Source organism: Methylomonas sp. MED-D (genome assembly GCF_050276835.1).
Taxonomy (GTDB): domain Bacteria; phylum Pseudomonadota; class Gammaproteobacteria; order Methylococcales; family Methylomonadaceae; genus Methylomonas; species Methylomonas koyamae_A.
In genome coordinates this window covers 2154498-2179326 of record NZ_CP189965.1, presented here as the reverse complement: position 1 = coordinate 2179326, position 24829 = coordinate 2154498, and the positions used below count along the sequence as shown (strand labels likewise).

20 protein-coding genes are annotated in these 24829 nt (G+C 52.7%); 6 read left to right on the top strand and 14 right to left on the bottom strand.

Annotated features, from left to right (window positions below):
* Window positions 1-229 precede the first annotated feature (229 nt).
* Window positions 230-3913 carry a PAS domain-containing protein gene (locus ACQE3E_RS09655; protein WP_427501559.1) on the top strand — a complete coding sequence of 1228 codons (3684 nt, stop codon included), beginning with the start codon at window positions 230-232 and terminating at the stop codon, window positions 3911-3913.
* 568 nt (window positions 3914-4481) lie between these two features.
* Here the strand turns inward: ACQE3E_RS09655 and ACQE3E_RS09650 are convergent.
* Complete coding sequence (locus ACQE3E_RS09650; RefSeq protein WP_427501558.1) at window positions 4482-4793, bottom strand: hypothetical protein; 312 nt, start codon at window positions 4791-4793, stop codon at window positions 4482-4484.
* A gap of 835 nt (window positions 4794-5628) precedes the next feature.
* Between ACQE3E_RS09650 and ACQE3E_RS09645 the strand changes: the two genes are divergently transcribed.
* Window positions 5629-6219 (top strand): hypothetical protein, encoded by a 591-nt coding sequence (locus ACQE3E_RS09645; RefSeq protein WP_313728221.1) that lies wholly within the window; start codon window positions 5629-5631, stop codon window positions 6217-6219.
* Window positions 6220-6389: 170 nt separating this feature from the next.
* Here the strand turns inward: ACQE3E_RS09645 and ACQE3E_RS09640 are convergent, their stop codons facing one another.
* From ACQE3E_RS09640 to ACQE3E_RS09625, 4 genes are all read right to left on the bottom strand, one after another.
* On the bottom strand, window positions 6390-8132 hold the full coding sequence (locus ACQE3E_RS09640; protein WP_427501557.1) for a putative bifunctional diguanylate cyclase/phosphodiesterase: 1743 nt from the start codon (window positions 8130-8132) through the stop codon (window positions 6390-6392).
* A 78-nt stretch (window positions 8133-8210) separates the two neighbouring features.
* Window positions 8211-8609, bottom strand: a complete 399-nt coding sequence (locus ACQE3E_RS09635; protein WP_427501556.1) for a hypothetical protein — start codon at window positions 8607-8609, stop codon at window positions 8211-8213.
* The gene (locus tag ACQE3E_RS09630; RefSeq protein WP_427501647.1) at window positions 8606-9400 is read right to left on the bottom strand and encodes a chemotaxis protein CheB; all 795 of its coding nucleotides are present in this window, start codon (window positions 9398-9400) and stop codon (window positions 8606-8608) included. The genes ACQE3E_RS09635 and ACQE3E_RS09630 overlap by 4 nt, the downstream gene beginning before the upstream one ends.
* Before the next feature lie 49 nt (window positions 9401-9449).
* Window positions 9450-9605, bottom strand: coding sequence for a chemotaxis protein CheB (locus ACQE3E_RS09625; protein ID WP_427501555.1), 156 nt, complete (start codon window positions 9603-9605; stop codon window positions 9450-9452).
* Window positions 9606-10122: 517 nt separating this feature from the next.
* On the opposite strand from ACQE3E_RS09625, the gene ACQE3E_RS09620 reads away from it, so the two are divergent.
* The 3 genes from ACQE3E_RS09620 to ACQE3E_RS09610 all read left to right on the top strand — a co-directional run bounded on the left by ACQE3E_RS09620 (window position 10123) and on the right by ACQE3E_RS09610 (window position 14444).
* Entirely contained in the window at window positions 10123-11211 is a 1089-nt protein-coding gene (locus ACQE3E_RS09620) for an IS5 family transposase (protein WP_427501646.1), read from the top strand.
* Window positions 11212-11351: 140 nt separating this feature from the next.
* Window positions 11352-12065 carry an IS5 family transposase gene (locus ACQE3E_RS09615; protein ID WP_427501645.1) on the top strand — a complete coding sequence of 238 codons (714 nt, stop codon included), beginning with the start codon at window positions 11352-11354 and terminating at the stop codon, window positions 12063-12065.
* Window positions 12066-12362: 297 nt separating this feature from the next.
* Window positions 12363-14444, top strand: a complete 2082-nt coding sequence (locus tag ACQE3E_RS09610; protein ID WP_313729449.1) for a carbon starvation CstA family protein — start codon at window positions 12363-12365, stop codon at window positions 14442-14444.
* A gap of 10 nt (window positions 14445-14454) precedes the next feature.
* Here ACQE3E_RS09610 and ACQE3E_RS09605 read toward each other — a convergent pair whose 3' ends face one another.
* From ACQE3E_RS09605 to rpoE, 9 genes are all read right to left on the bottom strand, one after another.
* On the bottom strand, window positions 14455-14988 hold the full coding sequence (locus tag ACQE3E_RS09605; RefSeq protein ID WP_313728225.1) for a hypothetical protein: 534 nt from the start codon (window positions 14986-14988) through the stop codon (window positions 14455-14457).
* Between the two features lie 117 nt (window positions 14989-15105).
* Window positions 15106-15861 carry a hypothetical protein gene (locus ACQE3E_RS09600; RefSeq protein ID WP_064026598.1) on the bottom strand — a complete coding sequence of 252 codons (756 nt, stop codon included), beginning with the start codon at window positions 15859-15861 and terminating at the stop codon, window positions 15106-15108.
* Window positions 15842-16906 carry a hypothetical protein gene (locus ACQE3E_RS09595; RefSeq protein ID WP_427501554.1) on the bottom strand — a complete coding sequence of 355 codons (1065 nt, stop codon included), beginning with the start codon at window positions 16904-16906 and terminating at the stop codon, window positions 15842-15844. Before ACQE3E_RS09595 ends, ACQE3E_RS09600 begins: the two co-directional genes overlap by 20 nt.
* Entirely contained in the window at window positions 16899-18155 is a 1257-nt protein-coding gene (locus ACQE3E_RS09590; protein WP_427501553.1) for a hypothetical protein, read from the bottom strand. The genes ACQE3E_RS09595 and ACQE3E_RS09590 overlap by 8 nt, the downstream gene beginning before the upstream one ends.
* 40 nt (window positions 18156-18195) lie before the next feature.
* Window positions 18196-19104 (bottom strand): cysteine synthase A, encoded by a 909-nt coding sequence (cysK, locus tag ACQE3E_RS09585; protein ID WP_313728228.1) that lies wholly within the window; start codon window positions 19102-19104, stop codon window positions 18196-18198.
* 18 nt (window positions 19105-19122) lie between these two features.
* Window positions 19123-20529: a DegQ family serine endoprotease gene (locus ACQE3E_RS09580; RefSeq protein WP_064026605.1), complete on the bottom strand. Its 1407-nt coding sequence runs from the start codon at window positions 20527-20529 to the stop codon at window positions 19123-19125.
* Window positions 20530-20568: 39 nt separating this feature from the next.
* The gene (locus ACQE3E_RS09575; RefSeq protein WP_313728229.1) at window positions 20569-21519 is read right to left on the bottom strand and encodes a MucB/RseB C-terminal domain-containing protein; all 951 of its coding nucleotides are present in this window, start codon (window positions 21517-21519) and stop codon (window positions 20569-20571) included.
* Between the two features lie 4 nt (window positions 21520-21523).
* Entirely contained in the window at window positions 21524-22027 is a 504-nt protein-coding gene (locus ACQE3E_RS09570) for a sigma-E factor negative regulatory protein (RefSeq protein WP_313728230.1), read from the bottom strand.
* Window positions 22028-22037: 10 nt separating this feature from the next.
* Window positions 22038-22628, bottom strand: coding sequence for an RNA polymerase sigma factor RpoE (gene rpoE, locus ACQE3E_RS09565; protein ID WP_064026608.1), 591 nt, complete (start codon window positions 22626-22628; stop codon window positions 22038-22040).
* Window positions 22629-22810: 182 nt separating this feature from the next.
* On the opposite strand from rpoE, the gene nadB reads away from it, so the two are divergent.
* Complete coding sequence (gene nadB / locus ACQE3E_RS09560; protein ID WP_313728231.1) at window positions 22811-24457, top strand: L-aspartate oxidase; 1647 nt, start codon at window positions 22811-22813, stop codon at window positions 24455-24457.
* Window positions 24458-24829: the final 372 nt, after the last annotated feature.

The following is a 24829-nucleotide window of genomic DNA, read 5'->3' as shown; positions in this document are numbered from 1 at the left end:
CAAATAGCTAGAACATGCGACGGTGAACGGAAATGCCGGGGTTTTTGAGGAAAATTCGACAGTAGACCGCGCAAAATAATGAGCTCATGGCCCGGACGACCGATAAAAAGCGCTTATGCGCAATCGGTGGCGTTTAGACGACTGGGAGCACGAATTCCGGTTAAATTTTTACTAGACGCTTATAAACATATTCAATTTCCTTGAGCTCTCGTATACCTATAAACAGAATATGTCGGCAAAAGTCATTTCATTTTTTTGCATACTGCTTTTTTGCACCGCTATTTCGGCAGAAGAGCTTGTAACCATCGGGATGTTATCCCCTCGGCCCATCCCACAGGAACAGGCGAGATGGAATAACTTGGCCGAATATTTGACAAAATCGCTTCCACGTTATCATTTTGAGGTAAAAGTACTCGATTATCCGGGACTTGTACGGGCGATAGAAGAAAACCGTTTTGAGTTTGTGTTGACCAACCCTTCGCATTATGTATTGCTTTCGCATAAATTTAACTTAACTCAGCCGCTGGCAACTTTAATTAATCGCGAAGCTAGTTACAGTTTAAGTAGTTTTGGCGGCATCATATTCACGACTCAGGATCATACGGATATTAACTCTTTAGCCGACATTAAAAACCGCAAAATAGCAGCCGTTTTTGAAGATTCGCTGGGGGGTTACCAGGCGCAGCTATACCTGTTTAAGGCGGAGGGCTTAGATTTACCTAATCCGAAAGATATCGTTTTTACCGGCATGCCGCAGGATAAAGTCGTTGAAGAAGTGCTCGCCGGCAGAGCGGAGGTTGGGTTTATCCGCTCCGGTATTTTGGAGCATATGGCCGAGGAGAATAAAGTCGATCTCAATCGCGTTAAAATCATTCATGCCATGAATTCTCCTGGCTACCCTTATCGACATTCGACGATATTGTACCCGGAGTGGCCGCTAGTGTCCGTCAGCAATATCGACCCACAGTTAAAACGCGACTTGGTGAGCACGCTGCTCTCCATGAACAACAACCGGGAGTTAATCGATAAGCTAACTATTGGCGGCTTTGATCTGCCTGCCAATTATTCCCCGGTGTACGAACTTTTACATGCAATACACGCCCCTCCGTACGATCGCATCGATCGAATCACCCTACTGGATTTTTTGAAGCAATATTCTTGGCAAATTATTGTATTCGGCGTCATTGTACTGGCATTGCTGGTAACGACTGTTAGAATAAAAATACTGAACATTAAGTTAAAAAATGAGAAAGTTTCGACTTTTCACCTTTTGCAAATCGTTAAATCCAACGAAGAGCAACTGCGTTCCATTGGTAACAACTTACCCAATGGCTATATTTTTCAATATACAATCTCCACGGATGGCGAGCATGAATTTAAATTTATCAGCGCCGGCGTTGAAAAGGCGCATGGACTAAAAGCGGAACAAGTTCTGAAGCATTCCGCATTGCTATTAACTCAATTAGACCCGCAATATAAGGTTTTGCTTGAGGAAGCGGAAGCAGACAGCGCCAGGAGATTAAGCGATTTCTCAATAGAACTGCCGTTTTTGCATGCTAATGGAACAAACCGTTGGTTTCAGATAAATTCCCGACCCAGATTGGTCAATGATCTAACGGTGTGGGATGGCGTGGCGATAGACATCACCGAGCGTAAGCTGGCCGACGAAGCTTTGAGTCTTTCGTCGGAGCGCTTGCAACTGGCCACACGCGTCGCCAAGATCGGCATATGGGACTGGGATATCGTCAAGAACGAGTTGGTGTGGGATGACTCGATGTACCAACTCTACGGTATTCAACGAGGCGGCTTCAGTGGCGATTACGACGCTTGGATACGGACCATTCATCCGGAGGACAAGGCGTATATAGACGGAGAAATTCAGGCCGCCCTGCGGGGCGAGCGCGAGTACTCGCCTGAATTCCGCATCATTCATCCGGATGGCTCCTGCCGCTATATCAAGGCGGACTCGCAGACGATACAGAATAGCGAAGGCAAGCCTCTGCGCATGATTGGCACCAACATGGACATTACCGAGCGCAAGCGGATCCAGGAAGCGATGCAACGTAGTCAGTCGGCGCTGGAAGAGGCGCAACGTATTGGCCACATTGGTAGCTGGGATGTGGATATGATCAACGATGTGTTGATTTGGAGCGACGAAATATTCCGTATTTGGGAGATCGACAAGACGCAATTTGAAGCGACGTTTGCCGCATTCTTAGCGACGGTGCACCCCGAAGACCGAGACAAGGTGACATTAGCCTATAACCAGGCGATCATCGATAAAAGCTTGTATCAGGTCGAGCACAGACTGCTATTCCCGGATGGCCGCGTGAAACACATCCATGAACGCGGCGAGCCTTATTTCGACGAGGATGGGCGACCGGTGCGCTTTATCGGTACCTCATTGGATATTACCGAGCGCAAACAGGCAGAGGCCGAGTTGTTGAGCTACAAGGACCGGTTGGAGGATACCGTTCGGCAACGGACCTCGGAACTGTTGTTAGCACGAGATGCCGCCGAAGCCGCTAACAAGGCCAAAAGCATATTCCTGGCCAATATGAGCCATGAACTACGCACACCGATGAATGCCATACTCGGATTCTCCAATATCATGCGCCGCGATCCGCATCTAACCGAACACCAGCGCGAAAACCTCGATATCGTCAACCGCAGCGGCGAACATCTCTTGACCCTGATCAACGACGTACTGGAAGTCGCCAAGATCGAAGCCGGACGGCTGCAACTGGAAACCACCGCCTTCGATTTAGGCGGGCTAGTGCGGGAAGTCACTGAAATGATGCAACTCCGCGCTCGGGAAAAAGGCTTGTCGCTGACCCTGGATCAGTCATCCGAGTTCCCGCGCTATATCAAGGCCGATGAAGCCCGCATTCGTCAAATCATCATTAATTTGATCAATAACGCCGTGAAATTCACCGAGCAGGGCGGCGTGACGCTGCGTTTGGGCGTCAAGAACAACGCCCGCCAGCACATATTGATCGAAGTCGAGGACACCGGACCCGGCATCGCGCCTGAAGATCATCAGCGCCTATTCGAGCCTTTCGTACAGCTGACGGAAGGAGGCGGACAACGCGGCACCGGCTTGGGCCTGACCATCACCCGCCAGTTTGTGCGGATGATGGGCGGTAGCATCGCCGTCGAGAGTACGCCGGGTAAGGGATCGCTGTTCCGGGTGGATTTGCCGCTGGAACTGGCAAGCCCTGCCGATATTCACGGACCGGAAATTCGAACACCCGGCGAAGTGGTGAGTCCGATACCAGGAACGCCTCGGTATCGAATCATGATTGTCGAGGATCAACGGGAGAATCAGTTGCTGCTCAGCCGCCTGATGACAGACTTAGGCTTCGTCGTGAAAATAGTGGAGAACGGCCGGCAATGTTTGGACGTGTTCCAAGAATGGCGCCCCGACTTGATCTGGATGGATAGGCGCATGCCGATCATGGACGGCATAGAAGCCACCAAACGCCTGCGTCAATTGCAAGATGGTCAAACGGTAAAGATCGTCGCCGTCACCGCCTCGGCCTTCAAGGAACAGCAGCAAGAAATGCAGGATGCGGGGATGGACGACTTCGTGCGCAAACCCTACCGCTTTAACGAAATCTACGAATGTCTGACCAGACAATTAGGCGTGCAATATATTTATACCGACTCGCAGCCGACCGAACCGGATACCCTGCAATTGACGACTGAAAGACTATCCGTATTGCCCCAAGAATTACGCAACGAACTCATCCAGGCGTTAAAAAGCCTGGAACAAGAACATATCAACACGGTGATCGAGCAAGTTCTCCCTTACGATTTAGTCCTCTACAAAAACCTGTCGAAGTTGGCGGAAAATTTCGACTACCCAAGCATTCTCAACGCATTGCAGGCAACCACACTCCAACTGCCGTGAAGCTATACCTCCGTTTACACAAAATTTGGGACACACCCCAATTTCGGACTGGATTAATCGTTTTATACCCTGCCGGCGATTCTAGTTCGCTTGCTCGAAAGACTTTTAGCCTTGCGATTGGGATTCCGAGACTTGCGCGAATAGCTTTTTGCCTTGCGCGAATAGCTTTTTGCCTTGCGCGCAAGGCTTTTAGAATTGCGAGCTAGGCACGGAGCCTTGCGATTGGGACTCGGAGGCTTGCGCGAATAGATTTTTGCCTTGCGCGCAAGGCTTTTAGAGTTGCGTGCAAGGCGAGTAGCCTTGCGATTGGGATTCGGAGACTTATGCGAATGGCTTTTTGCCTTACGCGCAAGGCTTTTAGAGTTGCGTGCAAGGCGAGTAGCCTTGCGATTGGGATTCGGAGACTTATGCGAATGGCTTTTTGCCTTGCGCGCAAGGCTTTTAGAGTTGCGTGCAAGGCGAGTAGCCTTGCGATTGGGACTCGGAGACTTACGCGAATGGCTTTTTGCCTTGCGCGCAAGGCGAAATGCCTTTCGATTGGGTCCGGGCATCCGGTGGCAATCGCCTATTAGCGAGCAACACGGCCCGCCAAACTCGCGAACCGACCGCTACGCACGGTAAACCGGGCGCGGGTCAAGTCGGCCACGGCTTCCCCCATATCCAGGCTCGGCGGCAAGGCTTGCCGATTTTGACTGGAGACGATCAGAGTCTGCCGGCAAAAGGCGTCGGTCTTATTGCCCATCTTGGCCAGATTGCGCCGCTCGTCGAGCGATAGGCTAAGAAAACTGGAGAAGTGGTTTTCCAAAACACCCAGCGCCGCATCGATTTCAGCGAGCGCGCTGTCGTAAAACTGATTGGAATTAAATTTTAAGTCATCCAAATCTCCTTAAACGGATTGCCAAACACACCGAATGCCAGCTCAGTTCGAGTGCTAAAGCGCAGACAATTTTCAGGGAAATGAATGATTTTTTTTGCTAGCTGTTTTAACGCTTACATGCATTTAAACCTAATTTTTTTGACCCATAAGACTATGGACAAGAACAGCCGCCGTCGCGCGTAGAACCGACAAGCTAGCAGTAACGGGTCGCAGACATCGAAATCGTGCCGGAAGACAAAACTGAAATAAACGTAGCGCGAACGGGGCAGCGTTAATATTGCTATTTCCGATAGGACGATCACCGCAGGCGGCACGGCCAGACAGTCGAAGATGCCGCAATGGCTGCTCAGGTAACGATCAAAAGCGGGCGATTGCGTGACTATAGTCGGCATACAGCGCGTCCGACAGACCTTGCCCGGCCTTGATGCAGCACTAGCATAATCGAAAGAACGACCGTTCCATCATCAAACTAACAATAGCAATTGAAAGACCATTGGCGTTTTAACCCACTACTAGCTTCCCATCCCTTCCCAACAACGCCAGCCACCAACAGCGTATTTCCGGCACTCGCGGCAATGGAGTTTCAAGCGCCGATCCGATAGATACGCACAGCCTATGGGCTTGAGTCACAAATCCAAACTGATGCGGAATGATTAGTGGTCAATGTGAGTGGGCGCACAATAAGTTACGGCTATCCTTCTTATTATCGCGTTGCTTTATTTGAGCACACGTAAAAACGCCTCTTTCATGCAGTTCAGAAAATTGCGCTTTTGGTGATTATTAGTCACATTTTAGTTTTCATACTTCTCAATTTTTCAACCCTCATTAGAAGGTATTTATGCTTCCAACTAAAACATTGTCAGTTTTGGCATCTGCATTAATTTTCGTATCCGGTTTTGCACGAGCTGAATTGGCAACACTTAAATTTACCGGGACAGTCGTTTATGGTGGCAGTCTCGCTACAATAGGAGATACGGTTACTGGTGTTTTATCTTACGAGAGCCAACCCCAAGACTTGTCATTGCCTAATTACGCTTCTTATAGTATTCCGGCACCGTTTGTAATGTCCGTAAGCGTTGGCGACCATTTTGTGATGTCCAAAGGAATTACCATTACAGTTTTCAACAATCAAGGTGGTAATGTCGAGGACATGGCAAACATCGCCGGAAATTCAATATTGTTAGATAACGAGCTTTATTCAGAGGGTTCGGCAGGAATTAATCTTTCGAGCAAATCCGGCAGCAAAGGCGCTTTAAAGAATACTAAGTTACCATTGTCATTTGATTTGTCTAAATTTGACGCAGGCCCAACATTAACTTATGGTTGGATTCAAAAAGATGGCAGTCAAAATGGACAATTATTACAGTTTTCGGTGGACTCAATTCAGTCCTCTGTAAAAGCCGGGCAGCGTGGAGGTGACCACCACTAAAAAGCATTGCTGAATCAAAATACATTACTGCTAATAAATTAGCAATTTAATCAAGGCGAGCCTAGGGCTCGCCTTGTTTTTATAGCCAAAACCCAGGCCATTGAACCTCCACTTACGCCTTAGATTAAGTTCAACATTGATGCTTACAACTCACAGCGACGTTATGTAAACTATTGCAAAAGGCCAACAAATGTTTCAGCAGGAACCGCCGGGCTTTTGTAATAGCCTTGATAAAAATCGCAGCCGTGCTCTTTCAGAAAGTTAAGCTGCTCTTCGGTTTCTACGCCTTCAGCCAAGACTTTTAATCGTAACGTGTGAGCCATTCCAATAATGGCTGCAGCGATTTCATTGTCGTCTTCCAGTTGTGGAATGTCATCAATAAACGACTTATCAATTTTCAGGGTGTCCAGCGGGAAGCGTTTAAGATAGGCCAGGGAAGAATAACCAGTACCGAAGTCGTCAATGGCCAGACGTACGCCTAAAAACCTTAATTGCCGGAGTATATCCACGGTTTCGGATTCCCTAGCCATCAGTGTACTTTCCGTTAGTTCCAATTCCAGACGCTCTGCCGGAAACCCCGTTTCGTTGAGTATGGCGACCACACTAGCGACGATATCACCATGCCGAAATTGATAGGGCGACAAATTCACAGCCAAAGTGAGCGGCGGAATGCCGGCTTCGAGCCAGTGCTTGCCTTGTCGGCAAACCTCCAATAGTACCCATTCACCAATCTCGCCAATCAGCCCCGTTTCTTCCGCCACCGAAATAAACTGACTGGGCGGTATCATGCCTTCGTCGCTATTTTGCCAGCGTAACAAGGCTTCTGCACCGATGATGGCACCGGTACGCAGGTCTACCTGAGGTTGATAATGCACCCGTAATTCTGCTTTGGTGATCGCGCGTCGCAATAACGATTCCAGGTTGATGCGGCGTTTAGCCGCCTCAGTCAGATCCTCAGAAAAGTATCTAAAGTTACCCCGGCCTTCATTTTTGGCGCGATAAAGGGCGGCATCGGCATGCTGCAGCAATTCTTCGGACGTTTCGCCATGCTCGGGAAACAAGCTGATGCCAACGCTGACTCCAATACGAACTTCCACACCGTTGGACAAGCGCCAGGGATCGCTGAGAGCTTCTATAATCTCGGTGGCCACCAGCGCTGCATCCTGCGGATGCGACAAATCCTCCAACAACAATGCAAATTCATCGCCACCCAGCCGGGTTACCGTATCCACACCCCGCAAGCGGCTGGTTAAACGTTCAGCGACCTTTTGCAGCAGTTCGTCACCGGCCAGATGACCAAAGCTGTCGTTGACGTCCTTGAATCGATCCAGATCCAGCATTAACAACGCGGCCGATTTACGTTCACGATTTGACAACTCGATGCAGTGCTCCAGACGTGCGAATAACAATAAACGGTTGGGCAGGTCCGTCAATGGATCATGATGCGCCAGATAATCCAGGCGATTAACCGCGTCCTTGAGTTGAGTGATGTCGGAAAACACGCCGACATAATGCGTCACCTGCTGATGTTCATTGCGTACCGCACTGATGCTAAGCATTTGCGGATAAATCTCGCCGTTCTTGCGCCGATTCCAGATTTCGCCTTGCCAGTAGCCGGTTTTATCGATTTCAGCCCACATGAGCCGATAAAACACCGTAGCCTGCCGACCCGACTTGAGGAATTGCGGCGTTTGTCCTATCACTTCAGTAGCCGAATAACCGGTTAGCTCACTGAAAGCCCGATTGACGACCAGTATCCGGGAACCCGCATCCGTCACCATGACCCCTTCTCGAGCTGATTCGAACATCGCCGCAGCCTGACGTAGATAATCGTCGTTGGCTTTTTGTTGGCTGATATCGATCATTACGACACGAAACAGTTGATTTTTGTCAGTGCCGACCGAGCGGTTCATTTCCAGCCGCGACCAATAGGCCGCGCCATCCTGTTTAATAAGACGCAGTTCAAATATCTGGGGGTTGCCGGTCTCCGTCTACTGTTGACGATGTAAGTAGTAAACATCCTGGTCCGTATCCAGTATAAATTGAGTCAAGAGCTTTTTGAGCAAAGCTTTGCGAGTAACGCCGAGCAGAGATGTCGCGGTCAGATTGGCATTCAGGATGACATCGCGATCACTGATAGTCAGATAACCCACGGGGGCCAAATCGTATAAATCGAAATAACTGGCCCAGGATTTTTCCAGTTCGTCCTGCGCATACCGCAGGTTTTCATACAGCATCTCCAGCTCAATCTGATGCACCTGCAGTTCATGCACCAGCCGTTTTTCGTCACTAGGCGATGCCGGGACGATTTCGGGTTTGGTCGTCAGCCGCTGTTCGGCCTGACGCCTCAGCTCATCTGGATTTCGAGTAAGGTCTGGTTGTTTTTTCATACCCCATCTCCTCTGAGTTGAGCTTCCAGCCTTTTAGTTTCAGATATGTCGATAAAGGTGATGACCACGCCGTCAATGACATTATCCTGAGTACGGTATTCAGCGAGCAGAGCCGGAATGACATGATTTTTAAGCTGCTCCCATACGGGAGCATCCCTAAAAAAATTGGTCACACCAATCAGTAATTCCTTGAACAGCAGATCCTGCTCTTGCACATTTTTGTGCAGATACTGAACGTACTGAGCAATCGTGCTGATCTGGTGTAACCCCATGCGCCGTTCAATACGGCGATAGAGGGTGTTTTTCTTGTATAAGGAAAAATCGTTGCCCGTGCGTGAGCGCAGTAAAGCGATGATTTGTTCGAGGCTGCTTTGTGATTTCAGCGCTAAGACGGGTTCGGACGCCACGTACTCACCGCGGAGCCCTTGTCGGAGATAGGTGACTATATGATCCCAAAGCGCGTCCGGAGTGACGACAATATCCGCCAAACCCGCATCGATAGCGCTGTGTGGCATTGCATCAAATTTGGCGGAATCCGGGGATTGCACCAATGCCAACCCGGCATTTTCTTTGATGGCGCGCAAACCTTCAGTACCGTCGGAGCCCATGCCCGACAGAATCACACCGATGGCGCGTTCGTGTTGGTCATCTGCGAGAGCATGAAAAAAATAATCAATCGGCAATCGCAATCCGCGTCGAGCGGTGGGCTCGAGCAAATGCAATTTGCCCTGGAGAATAGATAAGTCTTTATTAGAGGGAATGACATAGACGTAATCGGCTTTGACCTTCATGCCTTCTTCAGCCTGCTCGACCTTCATCGATGTGACCCGCTGCAACAATTCAGGCGATGCCTTTGCGAGTCGGATCAAGATGCTGGATAACCACGAATCCTGCGCCACAGACTGATGGAACATGACGAAAGAATTGTTCGAGCGCTTCCAGTCCCCCTGCTGATGCGCCGATGCCAATAATCGGTGGTATACGGTCAGCTTCCATTAGCGGTGGGGGCCGAGGTGTTTCTGCTACTTTACAAATAACAACCGTCTGCCCAACCTAAATTGGCTGGCTGGCAAATTTTCACCGTTTATATTCGCTATGAATTCTATAGTTCAGGATACTATCACCTTAAGAAAAACATAGCCATGTATTGATTTTATTTTAAGCAAAACCAGACTCTCAGCTTAGCCAACGCCAAATGTCGCTTTTGGGTCGTTCCCAGTCTATCCATGAGCAAATAGGGGCTGTTGCCATTTTGAAACAATAGCCTTGAAATTGAGCGGCTCTGCCTCATTAGATTGATTTTTCAATCAAAAGACAAGCAACCGATGCCCCGACAGCTATTTACGGATGAATACTGGAATAAACTCAAAGCCATCATGTTAAGCCTAGCAGGCTGTTGATTTTATCTCCCCCGCAAGCCGCATTGATTCGTTGAGTTAGGTGCTGGATATATTCGTAACACGTTGTTATTCATGGTAAAATGCTTTTGTTTTCCACATATTCCATCGAATCCATGCGCGGCGCCGACATTACCCAAGAAGAACTGTTCAGTTACCGAACCCTGGAAGAACGGATTCCAAAAAAACATCCGCTCCGCAAGCTGCGCAAAGTGGTCGATCTGTTGCTGGCCACATTGGATGACGAGTTCGATGCGCTCTACGCCCGTCGCGGCCGGGATTCCATTCCGCCGGAGCGCCTGTTACGCGCCAGCCTGCTGCAAGTCTTGTTTTCCATCCGCTCGGAGCGGCAGTTGGTGGAGCATATCGACTTCAATCTGCTTTACCGCTGGTTCGTCGGCTTGACCATGGATGACGCCGTGTGGGACCACTCCACCTTCAGCGCCAACCGCGACCGCTTGCTGAACGAGCGCATCAGTCGTTTGTTTTTCGAACGGGTGTTGGTCTTGGCGGACTGGCAAAAGTTGCTGTCCGACGAACATTTTTCCGTGGACGGTACGCTGATTCAGGCCTGGGCCTCGCACAAGAGTTTCGTCAAAAAAGACGGCTCGACCCCTCCGCCGGAAGACGGCGGCCGTAATCCCACGGTCAACTTCAAGGGCGAGCAGCGCAGTAACGAGACTCACGTATCACGTACCGATCCCGATGCGCGGCTGTACAAAAAGAGCGAGGGCGACAAATCGCAGTTGGCATTTCTTGGTCATGCTTTGATGGAAAACCGTAACGGCCTGGTGGTCGATGTCGAAGTCACTCAGGCCAAGGGAACAGCGGAACGCGAAGCGGCTCAAACCATGGTCAAGCGTACGATCCACAAGCCGGGCGCGACCTTGGGTGCCGATAAAAACTATGACACCCAAGACTTTGTCGCCAATCTACGCCAGCGCAAGGTGACCCCGCATGTCGCCAGCAAGGACAAAGGCTCGGCCATCGACGGCCGCACCACCCGACACAACGGCTACCGCAAAAGCCTCAAAATCCGTAAGCGGATCGAAGAGGTCTTCGGTTGGGCCAAGACCGTTGGCCCACTACGGCAGACCAAATTCCGGGGTTTGAAGAAAGTCGCCGCGCAAGCGATTTTTACGTTTGCGGCCTATAACCTAACGCGGATGGGCGCCATTTTCGGCTGGCGTTACACGACCGCCTAGGCGCTAGTACGCCTGAAATCCGCCCAAAGGCGGAATTGACCCCCTTCGGGGTGAATATAACCGGCTAAAACCGGTTTTTGAGGCCCAATCAGGCTTCCAGACCACCCGGTGCTTCGGAAAATGGCGTCGAAACCGAAGGTATATCGGCAAATTTCAACAGCCTGTTAGGGATTTATGACAAGCCATCGCTCCGGCAAACGGTAGAAGGGATTTTTTATCGCATGCGAGTCGGTTGTCCCTGGAGAGACCTGCCTGCAACGTTTGGCAAGTGGAATGCCGTTTACAAACGATTCAATGCTTGGTCGCGTCAAGAAAAACTGATGGGCATCTTTCGGGGACTGATTGTGGAACCGGATTTGGAATGGACCTTTATTGACGGCAGTATCGTGAAAGCGCATCAGCATAGTAGTGGCGCGGCCCATGAACAGGATGCCGCGATTGGGAAATCAGTCGCGGGTAACACTACGAAAATCCATATGGCCGTTGATGCCTGCGGGCTTCCTATTCATTTCTCGGTTACCGGTGGTGAAGTCCATGACTGCAAAGAAGCACCGAAATTAGTGGCTAAACTGCCTTTGGCTAACTACACGGTTGCTGACAAAGGTTATGACAGTGAACCCTTACGGACTCAAATTCGAGAGAAAGGGAGTGTGCCCATCATTCCTAGAAAACAGAATTCAACCATCGGGAATGACGGAATGGATTGGTGCCTCTACAAATATCGCCACCTCGTTGAAAATGTCTTTGCGCGACTGAAACATTTCAGAGCCATCGCGACGCGATATGACAAATTGAAACGCAATTTTGAAAGCCTCGTCGCTTTGGCCTGCGCTTTTATTTGGTTACCCATGTAAAACGGCAACAGCCCCTAATCGATCGAGTCACGAGTCTGCCGAATCAACCAAGGCATGTCGTTTACGCACAACCATTCGACATAAGCACCTGGACTGGACTCTATCATAATCGGCCAGCAAGGTCGTTTCCAGTTTCGCGGTGAGAGCCGATCGAGACCGCACCGCGGTTCCCTCCATTATTGCGCCACCCTCCCCGCACGATGCCCATCCGGAAAGCTTCACGGTTTCAGGCGATTCCGCCGTCGTGATACCATGATTGCCCTCACATTTTTCATTTGCACCATCAAGGATTTGGTCATGCCGAGCTCAAGCTCACGCTTACCCGTTAATTTACTGTGGATAGTCATCGCCGCGATCGGCGCCGTTGCCGTGGCCGGCATTGCGCTACAACGCGGCGAAACCATTAATAGCTTGTGGATCATCGTCGCCGCGATCTGCGTTTACGCCTTGGGCTACCGTTTTTACAGCGCGTTCATCGCCGCCAAGGTGTTGATGCTGGATGCCGGCCGGGCCACACCGGCCGAACGTTTCGACGACGGCCGCGACTTTATGCCGACCCACAAATGGGTGGTGTTCGGCCATCATTTCGCGGCAATTGCCGGCCCCGGCCCGTTGATCGGCCCGACCCTGGCGGCGCAATTCGGCTATTTGCCCGGCACGCTGTGGATTTTGATCGGCGCGGTGTTGGGCGGTTGCGTGCAGGACTTCGTGACCTTGTTTTTCTCGGTGCGCCGCGACGGGCGCTCGCTGGGGCAAATGGCGAAGGATGAACTCGGCGCCATCGGCGGCGGCGCGGCGATGATAGGCGTGATGATGATCATGGTGATCTTGATCGCGGTGCTGGGCCTGGTGGTGGTCAACGCGATGAAGCACAGTCCGTGGGCGACATCCACGGTGGCGGCGACGATTCCGATCGCGGTATTGATGGGGCTGTATTTGCATAATCTGCGGCCCGGCCGGGTCGCCGAGGCGACCTTGATCGGCGTGTCGTTGTTGATCTTCGCGGTAGTCGGCGGCGGCTGGATAGACGAGAATCCGACCTTGCGCGCTTGGTTCGATTACGATGCGCCGCAATTGGCGGTGATGGTGATCTTGTACGGCTTCGCGGCGGCGGTGTTGCCGGTCTGGCTGTTATTGGCGCCGCGCGATTATTTGTCCACCTTCATGAAACTGGGCACGATCGCGGCGCTGGCGGTGGCTATCGTCGTGTTGCGCCCGGATTTGAAGATGCCGGCCTTGACCCAGTTCGTGGACGGCAGCGGGCCGATTTTCGGCGGTAAGTTATTTCCGTTTGTGTTTATTACGATTGCCTGCGGCGCAATTTCCGGTTTTCATTCGTTGATCGCGTCCGGTACCACGCCCAAGCTGCTGGCTAACGAAACCGATGCCCGCTTTATCGGCTACGGGGCGATGATGATGGAATCCTTTGTCGCCATCATGGCGATGATCGCGGCCAGCGTGCTTGAACCCGGCGTGTATTTCGCGATCAACAGCCCGGCGGGCATCGTCGGCGCGAATGCGGCCGATGCGGTCGCCAAAATCAGCAGTTGGGGCTTTCCGGTCGGTGTCGAGCAAATGCAGCGATTGGCGCAAACCATGGGCGAATCGACGCTGTTTGCCCGGACCGGCGGTGCGCCGTCGTTGGCGGTCGGCATGGCCAATTTGTTTGCGCAAGTTTTCGGCGCAAACATGCTGGCGGCCTGGTACCACTTCGCGATCATGTTCGAAGCCTTGTTCATTCTGACCACGTTGGACGCCGGCACCCGAGTGGCCCGCTTTATGTTGCAGGACATGCTGGGCAACTTCGGCATCGGCGCCGGCCAGACCAATCATTACGCCAGCATTATTTTGACCAGCGGCGCAGTGGTCGCGGCCTGGGGTTATTTCCTGTACATGGGCACCATCGATCCGCTGGGCGGCATCAATAGCTTGTGGCCCTTGTTCGGCATCGCCAATCAAATGCTGGCGGCGATCGCGCTGTGCGTCGGCACCACGATTTTGGTGAAGTCGAACAAATTGAAATACGTTTGGGTCACCGCCCTGCCCTTGTCCTGGCTGATCGTGGTTACCAGCAGCGCGGCCTGGGAGAAACTGTTTTCGGCGGATTTACGAATCGGTTTTTTAAGCCACGCCGAAGACCTGTCGGCCAAACTGCAGGCCGGGACGCTCAGCGCGGACATGGCCGGCAAGGCGCCGCATCTGATTTTCAACGATTACCTGAACGCCGGCTTGACCGGCTTGTTCATGCTAATCACCTGGCTGCTATTGGGCGATACCTTGCGGGTGGTGTACTGCGTGATTGCCGGCAAGGATTACCCCCGTTCCAGCGAGTCGGCACATATTCCCAGCCGGCTGGTGGAGAACTGGGTCAGGGATTGAAACCGGTCGATCAGCGGGCGCGCTTGTCGCGCTCGGCTTCCAGAGCTTTATGGCGCACATCGACATAATTGCTGCCGACTTGTTGCCAGAAGGTGGCGGCCGCCTCGGGGTCCTGACTGAGCAATTTGACGGCAATGGCGCCGTTGGCGCTGATGTCGGTGATCTGGGCATCGATATCGACGACGGCCCGACTCTTGACGATACGCTTATCGGCTTCGAAGCGTAGCGTCACCGCTTCGCCGGTCCGAAACACGATGTCTTTTTTGAAGCCGCCCAAAAACTTCAGCCGATATTCCGGCACCGATTGGAAAGGCAATACGAATTCGGCGTGCCACCGAAACGGCGGACATTGGATAGGGCCGGCGTTCTTTGGAAAATGCACGGTGTAGCCGTCATCGACCTTGGCCTTGATAACGCCCTTGGTGTAGATGTCGCGGCAATTGGTTAGGACGGTGTCGCCCGGCGCCAGTTCGTATTTGGCCCAGGCCGGGTTTGCGGCGGTCAACGCGGCTATGAATAGCCAAACGGCTGTTAGTACCTTCATCGTAGGCTCCCGATTGTCGTTTTTGATAGTCCCTGAATTACCCCGATGTTACCTACACCGGGGTTGACAAGTCTGGCGCTAGCCTATCGGGAAGTCAAGCCGGAGCCGGTCGAAGAGCTAACGACCGACGCTGTTGGGTTGCGGTGTAATCCCGGTGCCGCGAAACGGCCCCAATAAACTGCCGACTAAGGGATCGGATTCGTCGATGTCGACCGTGACCATATGGCCGGTGTTGGTGCCGAGATAAGGTTGCATTGCCGCCGCCAAATAAGGGAAAACCAACCGCAAGTCGTTGCTGAGACCGCTACTTTGCACATTGGCGCGCCAGATTTGTTTGCGTTGCCCGCTTTGCAGATACGTGGCGGTCTCGCAAGCTTCCAACAACAAATAGCGCCGGAAGGTAGTATAGGATTCCACGCGCTGACTATAACCGCCGACGCCCCAACCGGGATAGTAACCCCGGTAATAACGGTACATGCCCATGCCGTAGGGACCGTAAGGATAGAAGTCGTTCCACATCGGCACGTCATATGCCAATTGCCGCGACTCCGGCGATCCGACGCCGTAGCTTAAAAACATCACCAAATCGCTGTTTTGCGGCTTATCGGCCTTGAGGTAACCGCGATTGTTCAAGATTTTTTCTATATACCCGGCGAACTCGATGAATTGTAAGTCTTGCGGGTTGCCGTCGGTATTGCCGGGCAGGATGACGTAACGCTTGCCGGCGACGGACTGTACGTCGGCGGCGGTCAAGGCATCGATCTCGGTACGAAACCGCAACGGCTGCGGGGTCGTCGCACAGGCGCCGGTCAGAGCCAACAATATCAGGGCTAGAAAGCGGGTAAAAATGAGCTTATTCGGTCTGGTTGTCATGATTCAGTCCCTCGTCGTTAAGTAGGCTGGTTTGCCGTAAATGTTGCTCCCTCAGCCGCCGCTGAATGTCGGCGGCGACCTGTTTTTCGTGCTGCGCGGCCTGATGCGCCAATTGGTCGGCCAGATGTAGGCTTTCGGCCAATCGCCGGCGCGCCGCTTGTTTTTCCTGGCTGCGCAATTCGGCTTCCTGGCGCATTTCCTGCAATTCCATTTCGTGACGCAGGCGTTCGGCTTGCAAGCGTTTTTCCAGCGCCAGTTGTTCCGCCAATTGATCCTGTTGGGCCGCCAACAAGCGGCATTGTTTGTCGGCTTCGATGGCCTGGGCTTGCAAGTCCAATTCGGCCGTTTGCGCCAGATGCTCCAACTGGCGGCGGCGTTCGACGATTTCCTCTTGCTCCAGCAAGCGTTGCTGACGGGCCAGTTCCAAGGTTCGGTCGCGGTTGAACTCGTAGGTCTTGCGCAGCACGTTCAGATAGACGCTGTCCCGACCCAATTTCACCGATTCGAATTCGCTAAACTCGACGTCGATTCGGCACATCGCCTGCGCTTGTAGGCTTTGTTGCACGAAAGTCTCGGCTAAGGCCAACGCCATCCGCGCTTCGACAGCGTTCAGGCCGTTTTGTATCCAGGCGCCGTCGGCCAGATTGGTTAGTTCACGTTGTACGACGTCTTCGACGATGTCGGCATAACGTTGTTTGATATGCTCGTTCAGATGCTCCAAACGGTCCAGATTCTTCATCGCGTAGTCGAAAGTCGCCTGAAAGCGCAACTCCAAACGTAAATCCAGCGTGCAAAATTCGTCGAACAGTTTGATCTGTTTGCGCTGCGGCCAGTAGGCAATCGCTAACGGGTACAAACGGTGATAAAAACGTTTGATGAAGCGCTTGGGGCGTGGGTAATATTTTTGGTAAGGCCCCAAGCGACGCAACACCATTTGCCGATCGGGATCGAAATCGGCCACCCAGGGCATCGCATCGGCGGGATCGCCGTCGGCCAAATCGGCGCCGGTCAACCATGCGTCGAGTTCAGACTGCTCGTTAGCCATCGCCCGCCCCGGCGCCGGCTTGCGCGGCTTTTTGCTTGATCGCGGCGATCTTGGCGGACATTTTTTCGGCGATCAGCGGATAGAGATTGGGGGCGAATTCGACGGTGCGCTCGTCGACCTTGCGCAGAAAACCCCGACTGAGCAATAAACCGACGACGAACATCCGCGACCAATCCGAATAACGCCGAGCCTTTTCCAGATCGGATTTTTCGATGACCATTTCCAATTCGTCGTTTGCGTTGATCCGAAATTCGCTGAACTGGCGCAAACATTCGAAGACCAGTTCTTCCTCCTGCTCGGTTAACGGTCCCGGCGCGGTAAATTCCAGGCGGTAGGACAGCAACACCGTGAAGAAATCCACCATTGCCGCGCAGACGAAGGCAAACCACGAGAAGCCGCGCCACATCGCGAACGACGGTTTGACTTCCTCGGTGAACTGCTTGTAAGTCATCACCAGCGGCGCGTCCGGCAAGGCCTCGCCCATGCCGCCAACAATCTGGTTGATTCCAGCTTGCAGGTCCTGATAGCTTTTCAGGAACAATCCGTAGGTAGTTTCGACGTCGCGTGTCACGTCCAATTCGTTCAAATGGACTTGCAATTCTCGCAGAGGTGCGTCCAGCGCCGCAAATGCTTGTTCCTGTTGCTGGAAGCGCTGTTTCTTCTCCTGGTAGAGCTGGTTGTAATGCCGCCAAAACGGACCTTCACCCACTTGGTTTTTATAGCCGGGGGCAATTTGATTGTGCGTGCCGAAATAAGCTTGCGACACGTCCAGCGACGCTTGGTCCAGCGCCTGTTTTTGCTGTTGTAGTACGCGGGCCTTGAGCTGCAATACCGCATCCAGGTATGTTTTGGTTTGCTCGCGCAACTGATGCAAACGATTGATGTGCAGGGTTTCTGCTTCGGAAATCTCGTAAAACTTGAAATAAGAGAACGTCACCGACGCCGCCAAGGCTATCGTCAACGACGCGACGACGCTGAAAAATCGCATCCGGTTGGCTTTCCAATGGATACCGGCGATTTCCAACGAGCAGATGACGATGATGGATTGAATCGCGATGGTAATGACCAACGCGATCCACGGCGTAATAAAATGGGACAGGCCGTAGTAAGTGGTGAATCCGGACGAAAGGCTCAACATCAACACGATGGGTATCGTCCAGATCCGCAACATGCTGACGAACAGCGTCTGGATGCGGTTGATCAGATAGCCCAGACCGCCGGAGCGCGATTTAAGTTTGATGTCCGCCATAGGTCTCGGGAAACGGATTAACGGCGGCCGGCGAACCGGTTCAGCCCATGCTCAGATAGCGTTCGCCGGTATCGTGGGCGATAGTGACGACGGATTTGTTCGGCCCCAAGCGCTCGGCCACCCGTAGTGCCGCGCAAATACTGGCGCCGGAAGAGATGCCGACCATGATGCCCTCTTCGCCGATTAGACGTTTGCGCATGGCCATCGCCTGCTCGGTGCTGATCAGCTCAATGCCGTCCAGTAAATCGACATCCAAGTTCTTCGGTACGAAACCGGCGCCGATGCCTTGAATTTTATGCGGACCATGACTGCCGCCGGAAATGACCGGCGATTCGGCCGGCTCGACCGCAATCGCCAAAAACTTGGGATTCCGGTTCTTGATGACGTCGGCAACGCCGGAGATGGTACCGCCGGTACCGACACCACAGACGAAAGCATCAACCAATCCGTCGGTCGCCGACCAGATTTCCTGAGCGGTGGTTTGTCGATGCACTTCCGGGTTGGCGGGATTTTCGAATTGCTGCGGCATAAACGCGCCAGGCGTTTGTTCAACGATTTCCCAGGCTTTAGCGATTGCGCCCTTCATGCCTTCACTGCCCGGCGTCAGGACAATCTCGGCGCCGTACAAGGCCAGCAACTGCCGACGTTCGACCGACATGGTCTCCGGCATCGTCAAAATGCAGCGATAGCCGCGCGCCGCGCCGACCATGGCCAGCGCGATACCGGTATTACCCGAGGTGGGCTCGACAATCGTGCCGCCGGTCTTCAAGTGCCCCGATCGCTCGGCCGCCTGGATCATCGCCATGCCGATCCGGTCCTTAACCGAGCCGCCGGGGTTACGAGACTCCAGCTTTACGTAAACCGTCGAGGAGTGCTCGGCAACCACTTTTTGCAGCTTCAACAGCGGCGTGTTGCCAATCAATTGCGTCACATTGCTTGCCGTAGCCATTGAGTCACCTCAATCAGATCACTTGTCTATCTTAAACGCTAAGAATACCGGGTTACCGTTACGTTGGACAAGGACCGCGATCGATTTCTCGGCCGGCAGTTTGGTGATCACGCTGTTGAAATCCGCCGAATCGCGGATGACGGTGTTTTGGATTCGCAGAATAATGTCGCCCGGCTGAATACCGGCATCCAACGCGATACCTTTATTGACCTTTTGTACCAACACACCGTTTTTTTCGACCTGAGCTTGTTGACGCTGTTCGCTGGTCAAGTCGGCCACCACAATGCCCAAGCGGTTGATCTGCGTTTCGGCGGCGGTCGGCGCGTTCGATAACGCAGCGGTGTTTTGCGCCGGCAATAAACCTATTTTGACGCTGATATCCTGTTGTTCGCCGTGACGAATGATCTTGACCTTGGCCTTTTCGTCAATAGGGGTCACGCCGACGCGGGGCGGCAATTCGCCGGAGGTTTCGATGACGTGGCCGTTGAATTCGACGATGATGTCGCCGATTTGCAGGCCGGCTTTTTCCGCCGGTCCGCCCGGCACGACCTTGGCGACCAACGCGCCGTGCGGCCTATCCATGCCGAAGGATTCGGCCAACTGGCGGTTGACGTCTTGAATCTGGACGCCCAACCAGCCGCGCGAGACTTTACCCTTGCTTTTGATTTGCTCGACCACGTTCATCGCGACATCGATCGGAATCGCGAACGACAATCCCATGTAGCCGCCGGATCGGCTATAAATCTGCGAATTTATGCCGACCACCTTACCCTGCATATTAAACAACGGTCCACCGGAGTTGCCCGGGTTGATTGCCACGTCGGTTTGAATGAACGGCACATAGTTGCCGTCTGGCAGACTACGCCCTTTGGCGCTGACAATGCCCGCGGTGACCGATTGATCGAAGCCGAACGGCGTACCGATCGCCAAGACCCATTCGCCAACCTGTAATTGCTCCGGGGCACCGATTTCGACGACAGGCAAGTCCTTGGCATCGACTTTCAGCAATGCGACGTCCGTGCTTTCGTCGGAGCCGATCAATTTCGCGATCAATTCGCGGCGATCCTTGAGCTTAACGACGATTTCCGACGCGTTATTAACCACGTGGTGATTCGTCAGCAAATAACCGTCGCGGGATATGATGAAGCCGGAACCCAGCGAATTGGTTTCGCGGGGGGTGTAACCGCGTCCCGGTCCCTGAAAGAAGCGCCGGAATAATTCTTCCATTTCAGGCGGCACATCCTGCGGAATTGGCTGTTGGTCGCCGTCGGCTTGCGGGTCGGTGGATTTTTGCGTGGTGCTGATGTTGACGACAGCGTCGCCGTTGGTTTTTACCATCTCGGTAAAGTCCGGCAATTGCGCATGGGCGGCGGCAAAGGCCGACGCATAGTAGATCAAGACTCCGAAAAACAGCCTATTCAGCATGTAAGCTCCAAATTTACAAAGAAAAACGAATTCGCGCGTTTACCGCAACACAATACCGGCGGCGATCATTTCGACGGTTTTGGCGGGCACTTCGCCGAGAACGGTGATTTGTTGTTCTCCAAGGATTCGACTGACCGAATTCACGGAACCGAGCGTATGCAAACCTTCGATGCCTTGCGCTTCCTTAGCTTCTCGATAAACCGAAACCGTTGCGAAACCGTCGCTAATCAACAAATGATCCACCGCTTTGCCGGACTTTTCGATTGAATTGCGGATGAAAAACACCGGTTCGAAGCCGGGTGGCCATTGTTTGAGTTCGAAAGGCGCTTGCTCCAGCGGCTCGGCCTGACTGGTATGGATATGTTTGGTGTGGAACCGACTGTCGTCGCCGGTGACCGCAGCGGGGGTCGCCGTGCCGACACCGTCCCTGCTGAGATCGGTAAACACCACTTGTTCCAGCGTGGTGCCGTCCAGGTTGTACACTTCCACTTTTAACGGCAGATAGAACTGGGTGTCGATCCAGATCTTACGGATGTAGCGCAGATCGTCCTTGGGTTGAATCGTGACGATTTGGGTTGGGAGCATGGCAACCGCTTCCTGCCCCTCCAAACCTAGTTGATAATTTTTTTCCAGGCCCGCGGTATTCCGCGGCATGTTGATAATAAAGGAACTATCCAACGGGTGATGATTGACGATTTTTTGTTGGGTTTCCTTAAAAATGCAGGTCACTTCGTTGGACTTTCGGACGACTTCCCGCATCGGCGAATTCAGGGAAGTCAAACGTTCTTGCTCGACGCCGTTCTCAACCAGATGATGGTACTTCATCGTGTCGAGTTGGCCGTTCTTCATGAAGATGATCGTACCTTGAAAACTGAGGGTCTTCATCGCGAGACTCATATTTTCCAGCCATTTCAGGGCACCGCCGGCCACATCGTCGGCTCGGACGGTTTGGCAAACCACCCAAAACAGAAACACCGCTATTACTTTCACGCCATCATTCCTGTTGGTAGCCTACAACGCGGGTATAGGGCTGCTGACGCGGCTCGCTGTTCACATACAAAGAGTTATCGTGAGCTTGCAGATATTCCTTGAAGCGGGCGTGCATCTCGCCGGCGGGGATTTGGCGTTGCGCGATCATTTCTACGCCGCCAATTTTGGCAGGCTGGTTTGAGTTCATGTAACTGGCCATCCAAACAACCGCCAATACGGCCGAAGCCGCTATCGCCAGCGAGGCTTTCCGCCAGTTAAGGACCGGTTTTTTGCGAGGTAAGAGATAAATGGGCTCGGCTCGAATTTCGCTGTGTATGCGGTCGGCGAAATCTTTACGCAGCACGATACATTCGTCGCTACGAAATGCCTCTCCGATGATCTGGTAATGTCGCAATTTCGCGCCGAGTTCGTCGTCGTGGCGTAGGCGCTGCAGGAGTCGCAACGCTTCGCCGTTGGCCAGATCGTCGTCCACCAATTGAGAAATTTTTTCGTTAAGTTGGTCTTGCATCGAAATACCTTTAGTCGAGCAATGGGTTAAGTTTTTGTTCTATCGCTTCCCGCGCCCGGAAAATCCTGGATCGCACCGTACCGATCGGGCAATCCATCGCGATGGCGATTTCCTCGTAGCTCATGCCTTCGAACTCGCGTAGCGTGATCGCGATCCGCATTTCCTCGGGCAAATTTTCGATCGCCGAGCGTATTACTCGAACAATTTGTTCGTTGGCTAAGACGCTTTCCGGCGTTTCGATATCCTTCAATTGCGGAGCATTTTCAACCTGCTCGGCATCTTGAACATCGACTTCATAGTCAAAATGGCGTCTGGAACGGGACAGCAGGTAGTTTTTCGCGGTATTGATGGCGATCCGGTACAGCCAAGTGTAAAAAGCGCTTTCGCCGCGAAAATCGCCCAACGCCCGATATGCCTTAATGAAGGTATCCTGAGCTACGTCCTGCGCCTCGCTGGGATCTTTGACGTAACGGTTCACCAGATGGACGATTTTATGTTGGTATTTGATCACCAAGAGATCGAAGGCGGATTTATCGCCTTGCTGCACGCGTTGCACTAGATCTTGGTCCAAATCCTCGGTCTGCCTTACTTGCTCGTTCACTGCTCTGTTTTGATATAAAAGTGGACAGAATTAAACATCATTAGTTCTGGCAATACAAAAAAAATTACCGCACCCTTAAAACAAGATATGATTTTCCGGCTCATGCGCCGCCTCGCCGGAATGCCCGGATTTTCACCGATTCCGCCGCCGCGCTCTCGTCATTTTTGCTTACATAGACCGCCTTGACAGACCAACGCCCAGGAAATTCCCGCCATCCCTATTACGACATTCTGATCGCCGGCAGCGGTGGCGCCGGTTTAAGCTTGGCCCTCCGCCTTGCCGATACTTATAAAGTGGCGGTTCTTGCCAAATTCGCACTGACCGAATGTAGCACTTATTACGCTCAAGGCGGCATTTCGGCGGTGTTTGACGATCAGCATGATTCCATAGAGTCTCATATCGAGGATACCTTGATCGCCGGAGCCGATCTTTGCGATCAAGATATCGTCCGATTGACGGTTTCCCAAGGTCGCGAAAGCATTGAATGGCTATGCCGCCAAGGGGTCAGCTTCACCGAGGAAAACACCGCTAACGGCGAAAAGCAATTGCATTTGAACCGCGAAGGCGGCCATTCGCACCGTCGCATCGTACACAGTGACGATGCTACCGGCAAAGCCGTCTCGTTGTCGTTGATCGACCGCGCCAAGGCGCATCCCAACGTGACGTTGTTGGAAAATCATAATGTTGTCGAACTGATCACCACCGACAAATTGGGACTAACCGAGCGACGGGTCTGCGGTGCCTATGTTTTGAACAGCCAAACCGGCCATATTTTGTCTATCGCCGCGAGAGTGGTGGTACTTGCCACCGGCGGCGCAAACAAAGTCTACCTCTATTCCACCAATCCGCATATCTCCACAGGCGACGGCATCGCGCTGGCATGGCGGGCCGGCTGCCGGGTCGCCAACATGGAATTCATGCAATTTCACCCGACTTGTCTCTATCACCCCAGCGCACGTTCGTTCCTAATCAGCGAAGCGGTGCGCGGCGAAGGCGGTCATTTAATTCTGCCGAATGGCGAGCGTTTCATGCAACGTTACGACGCCCGCTTGGAACTGGCCCCGCGCGACATCGTCGCCCGCGCCATTGATAACGAAATCAAGAAACACGGTATCGATTGCATTTATCTGGACATCAGTCATAAATCGCGGGAATTCATCCAAAAACATTTCCCAACAATTTATACCCAATGCCTGGAGCTGGACATCGACATCAGTCAGCAACCGATACCGGTAGTCCCCGCCGCTCATTACACCTGTGGTGGTATATTGACGGATGCCAATGCCCGCACCGACATTCCAGGCCTATACGCAGTCGGCGAAGTCGCTTGCACCGGCTTGCACGGTGCTAACCGGATGGCTAGTAACTCCCTGCTCGAGTGCTTGGTTTTCGCAGAGCAAGCCAACCAGGATATTCGCCATTGCTTCGATGCTATTCCGATGCCGCCCGCCCTGCCGGATTGGGACGAATCGCAAGTCGGCGATTCCGACGAGGAAGTCGTGATCGCCCATAACTGGGACGAGCTCAGGCGCTTTATGTGGGACTATGTGGGCATCGTTCGCACCAATAAACGTCTCGAACGCGCCATGAACCGGTTGGTGTTGCTGAAAGAAGAAATTGCCGAGTACTACGGTCAATTCCGCGTGACCAGCGACCTATTGGAACTGCGCAGTTTGGTCACCGTTGCCGAATTGATCATCCGTTGCGCGCAACAGCGGAAGGAAAGCCGCGGCCTGCATTACACCAAGGATTATCCGAATTTGGATAATAGCCGTCCGCCAGAAAACACGGTGCTGACGCCAAGCAATTGGACCGGAATAATCGATTAGGCGATTGATTTTACTTGAAGAATCCCAACATCTTCCAGGCTGGAGTATACAAATATTAGTCTGCTAAGTCGCGGTATTGATAACCCAGAAGAGACTTTTTAGTTGCCCGCTGTCTTCTCGCCGCAGTGCGAAAAACAGCCTGGTGAAGCGAGTGACTTTCTTAGTCGGTGAGAGCGTCGGTTTTTGTTGGCCTCCACTGAACTCGCTCGTGATCATGGAGCTGGCATTTCGCTGGAGACTACTCTCTAGTCACCACAAAAAAATGAATATCTAAACCGAACTAAACTGAATCCCAGTCAAATCTAGCACTCGCTGGTGTCGGCACCGCAGTCAACTCCTATGCGGTGAGACTCGCAAAACTAAGTTTAATTC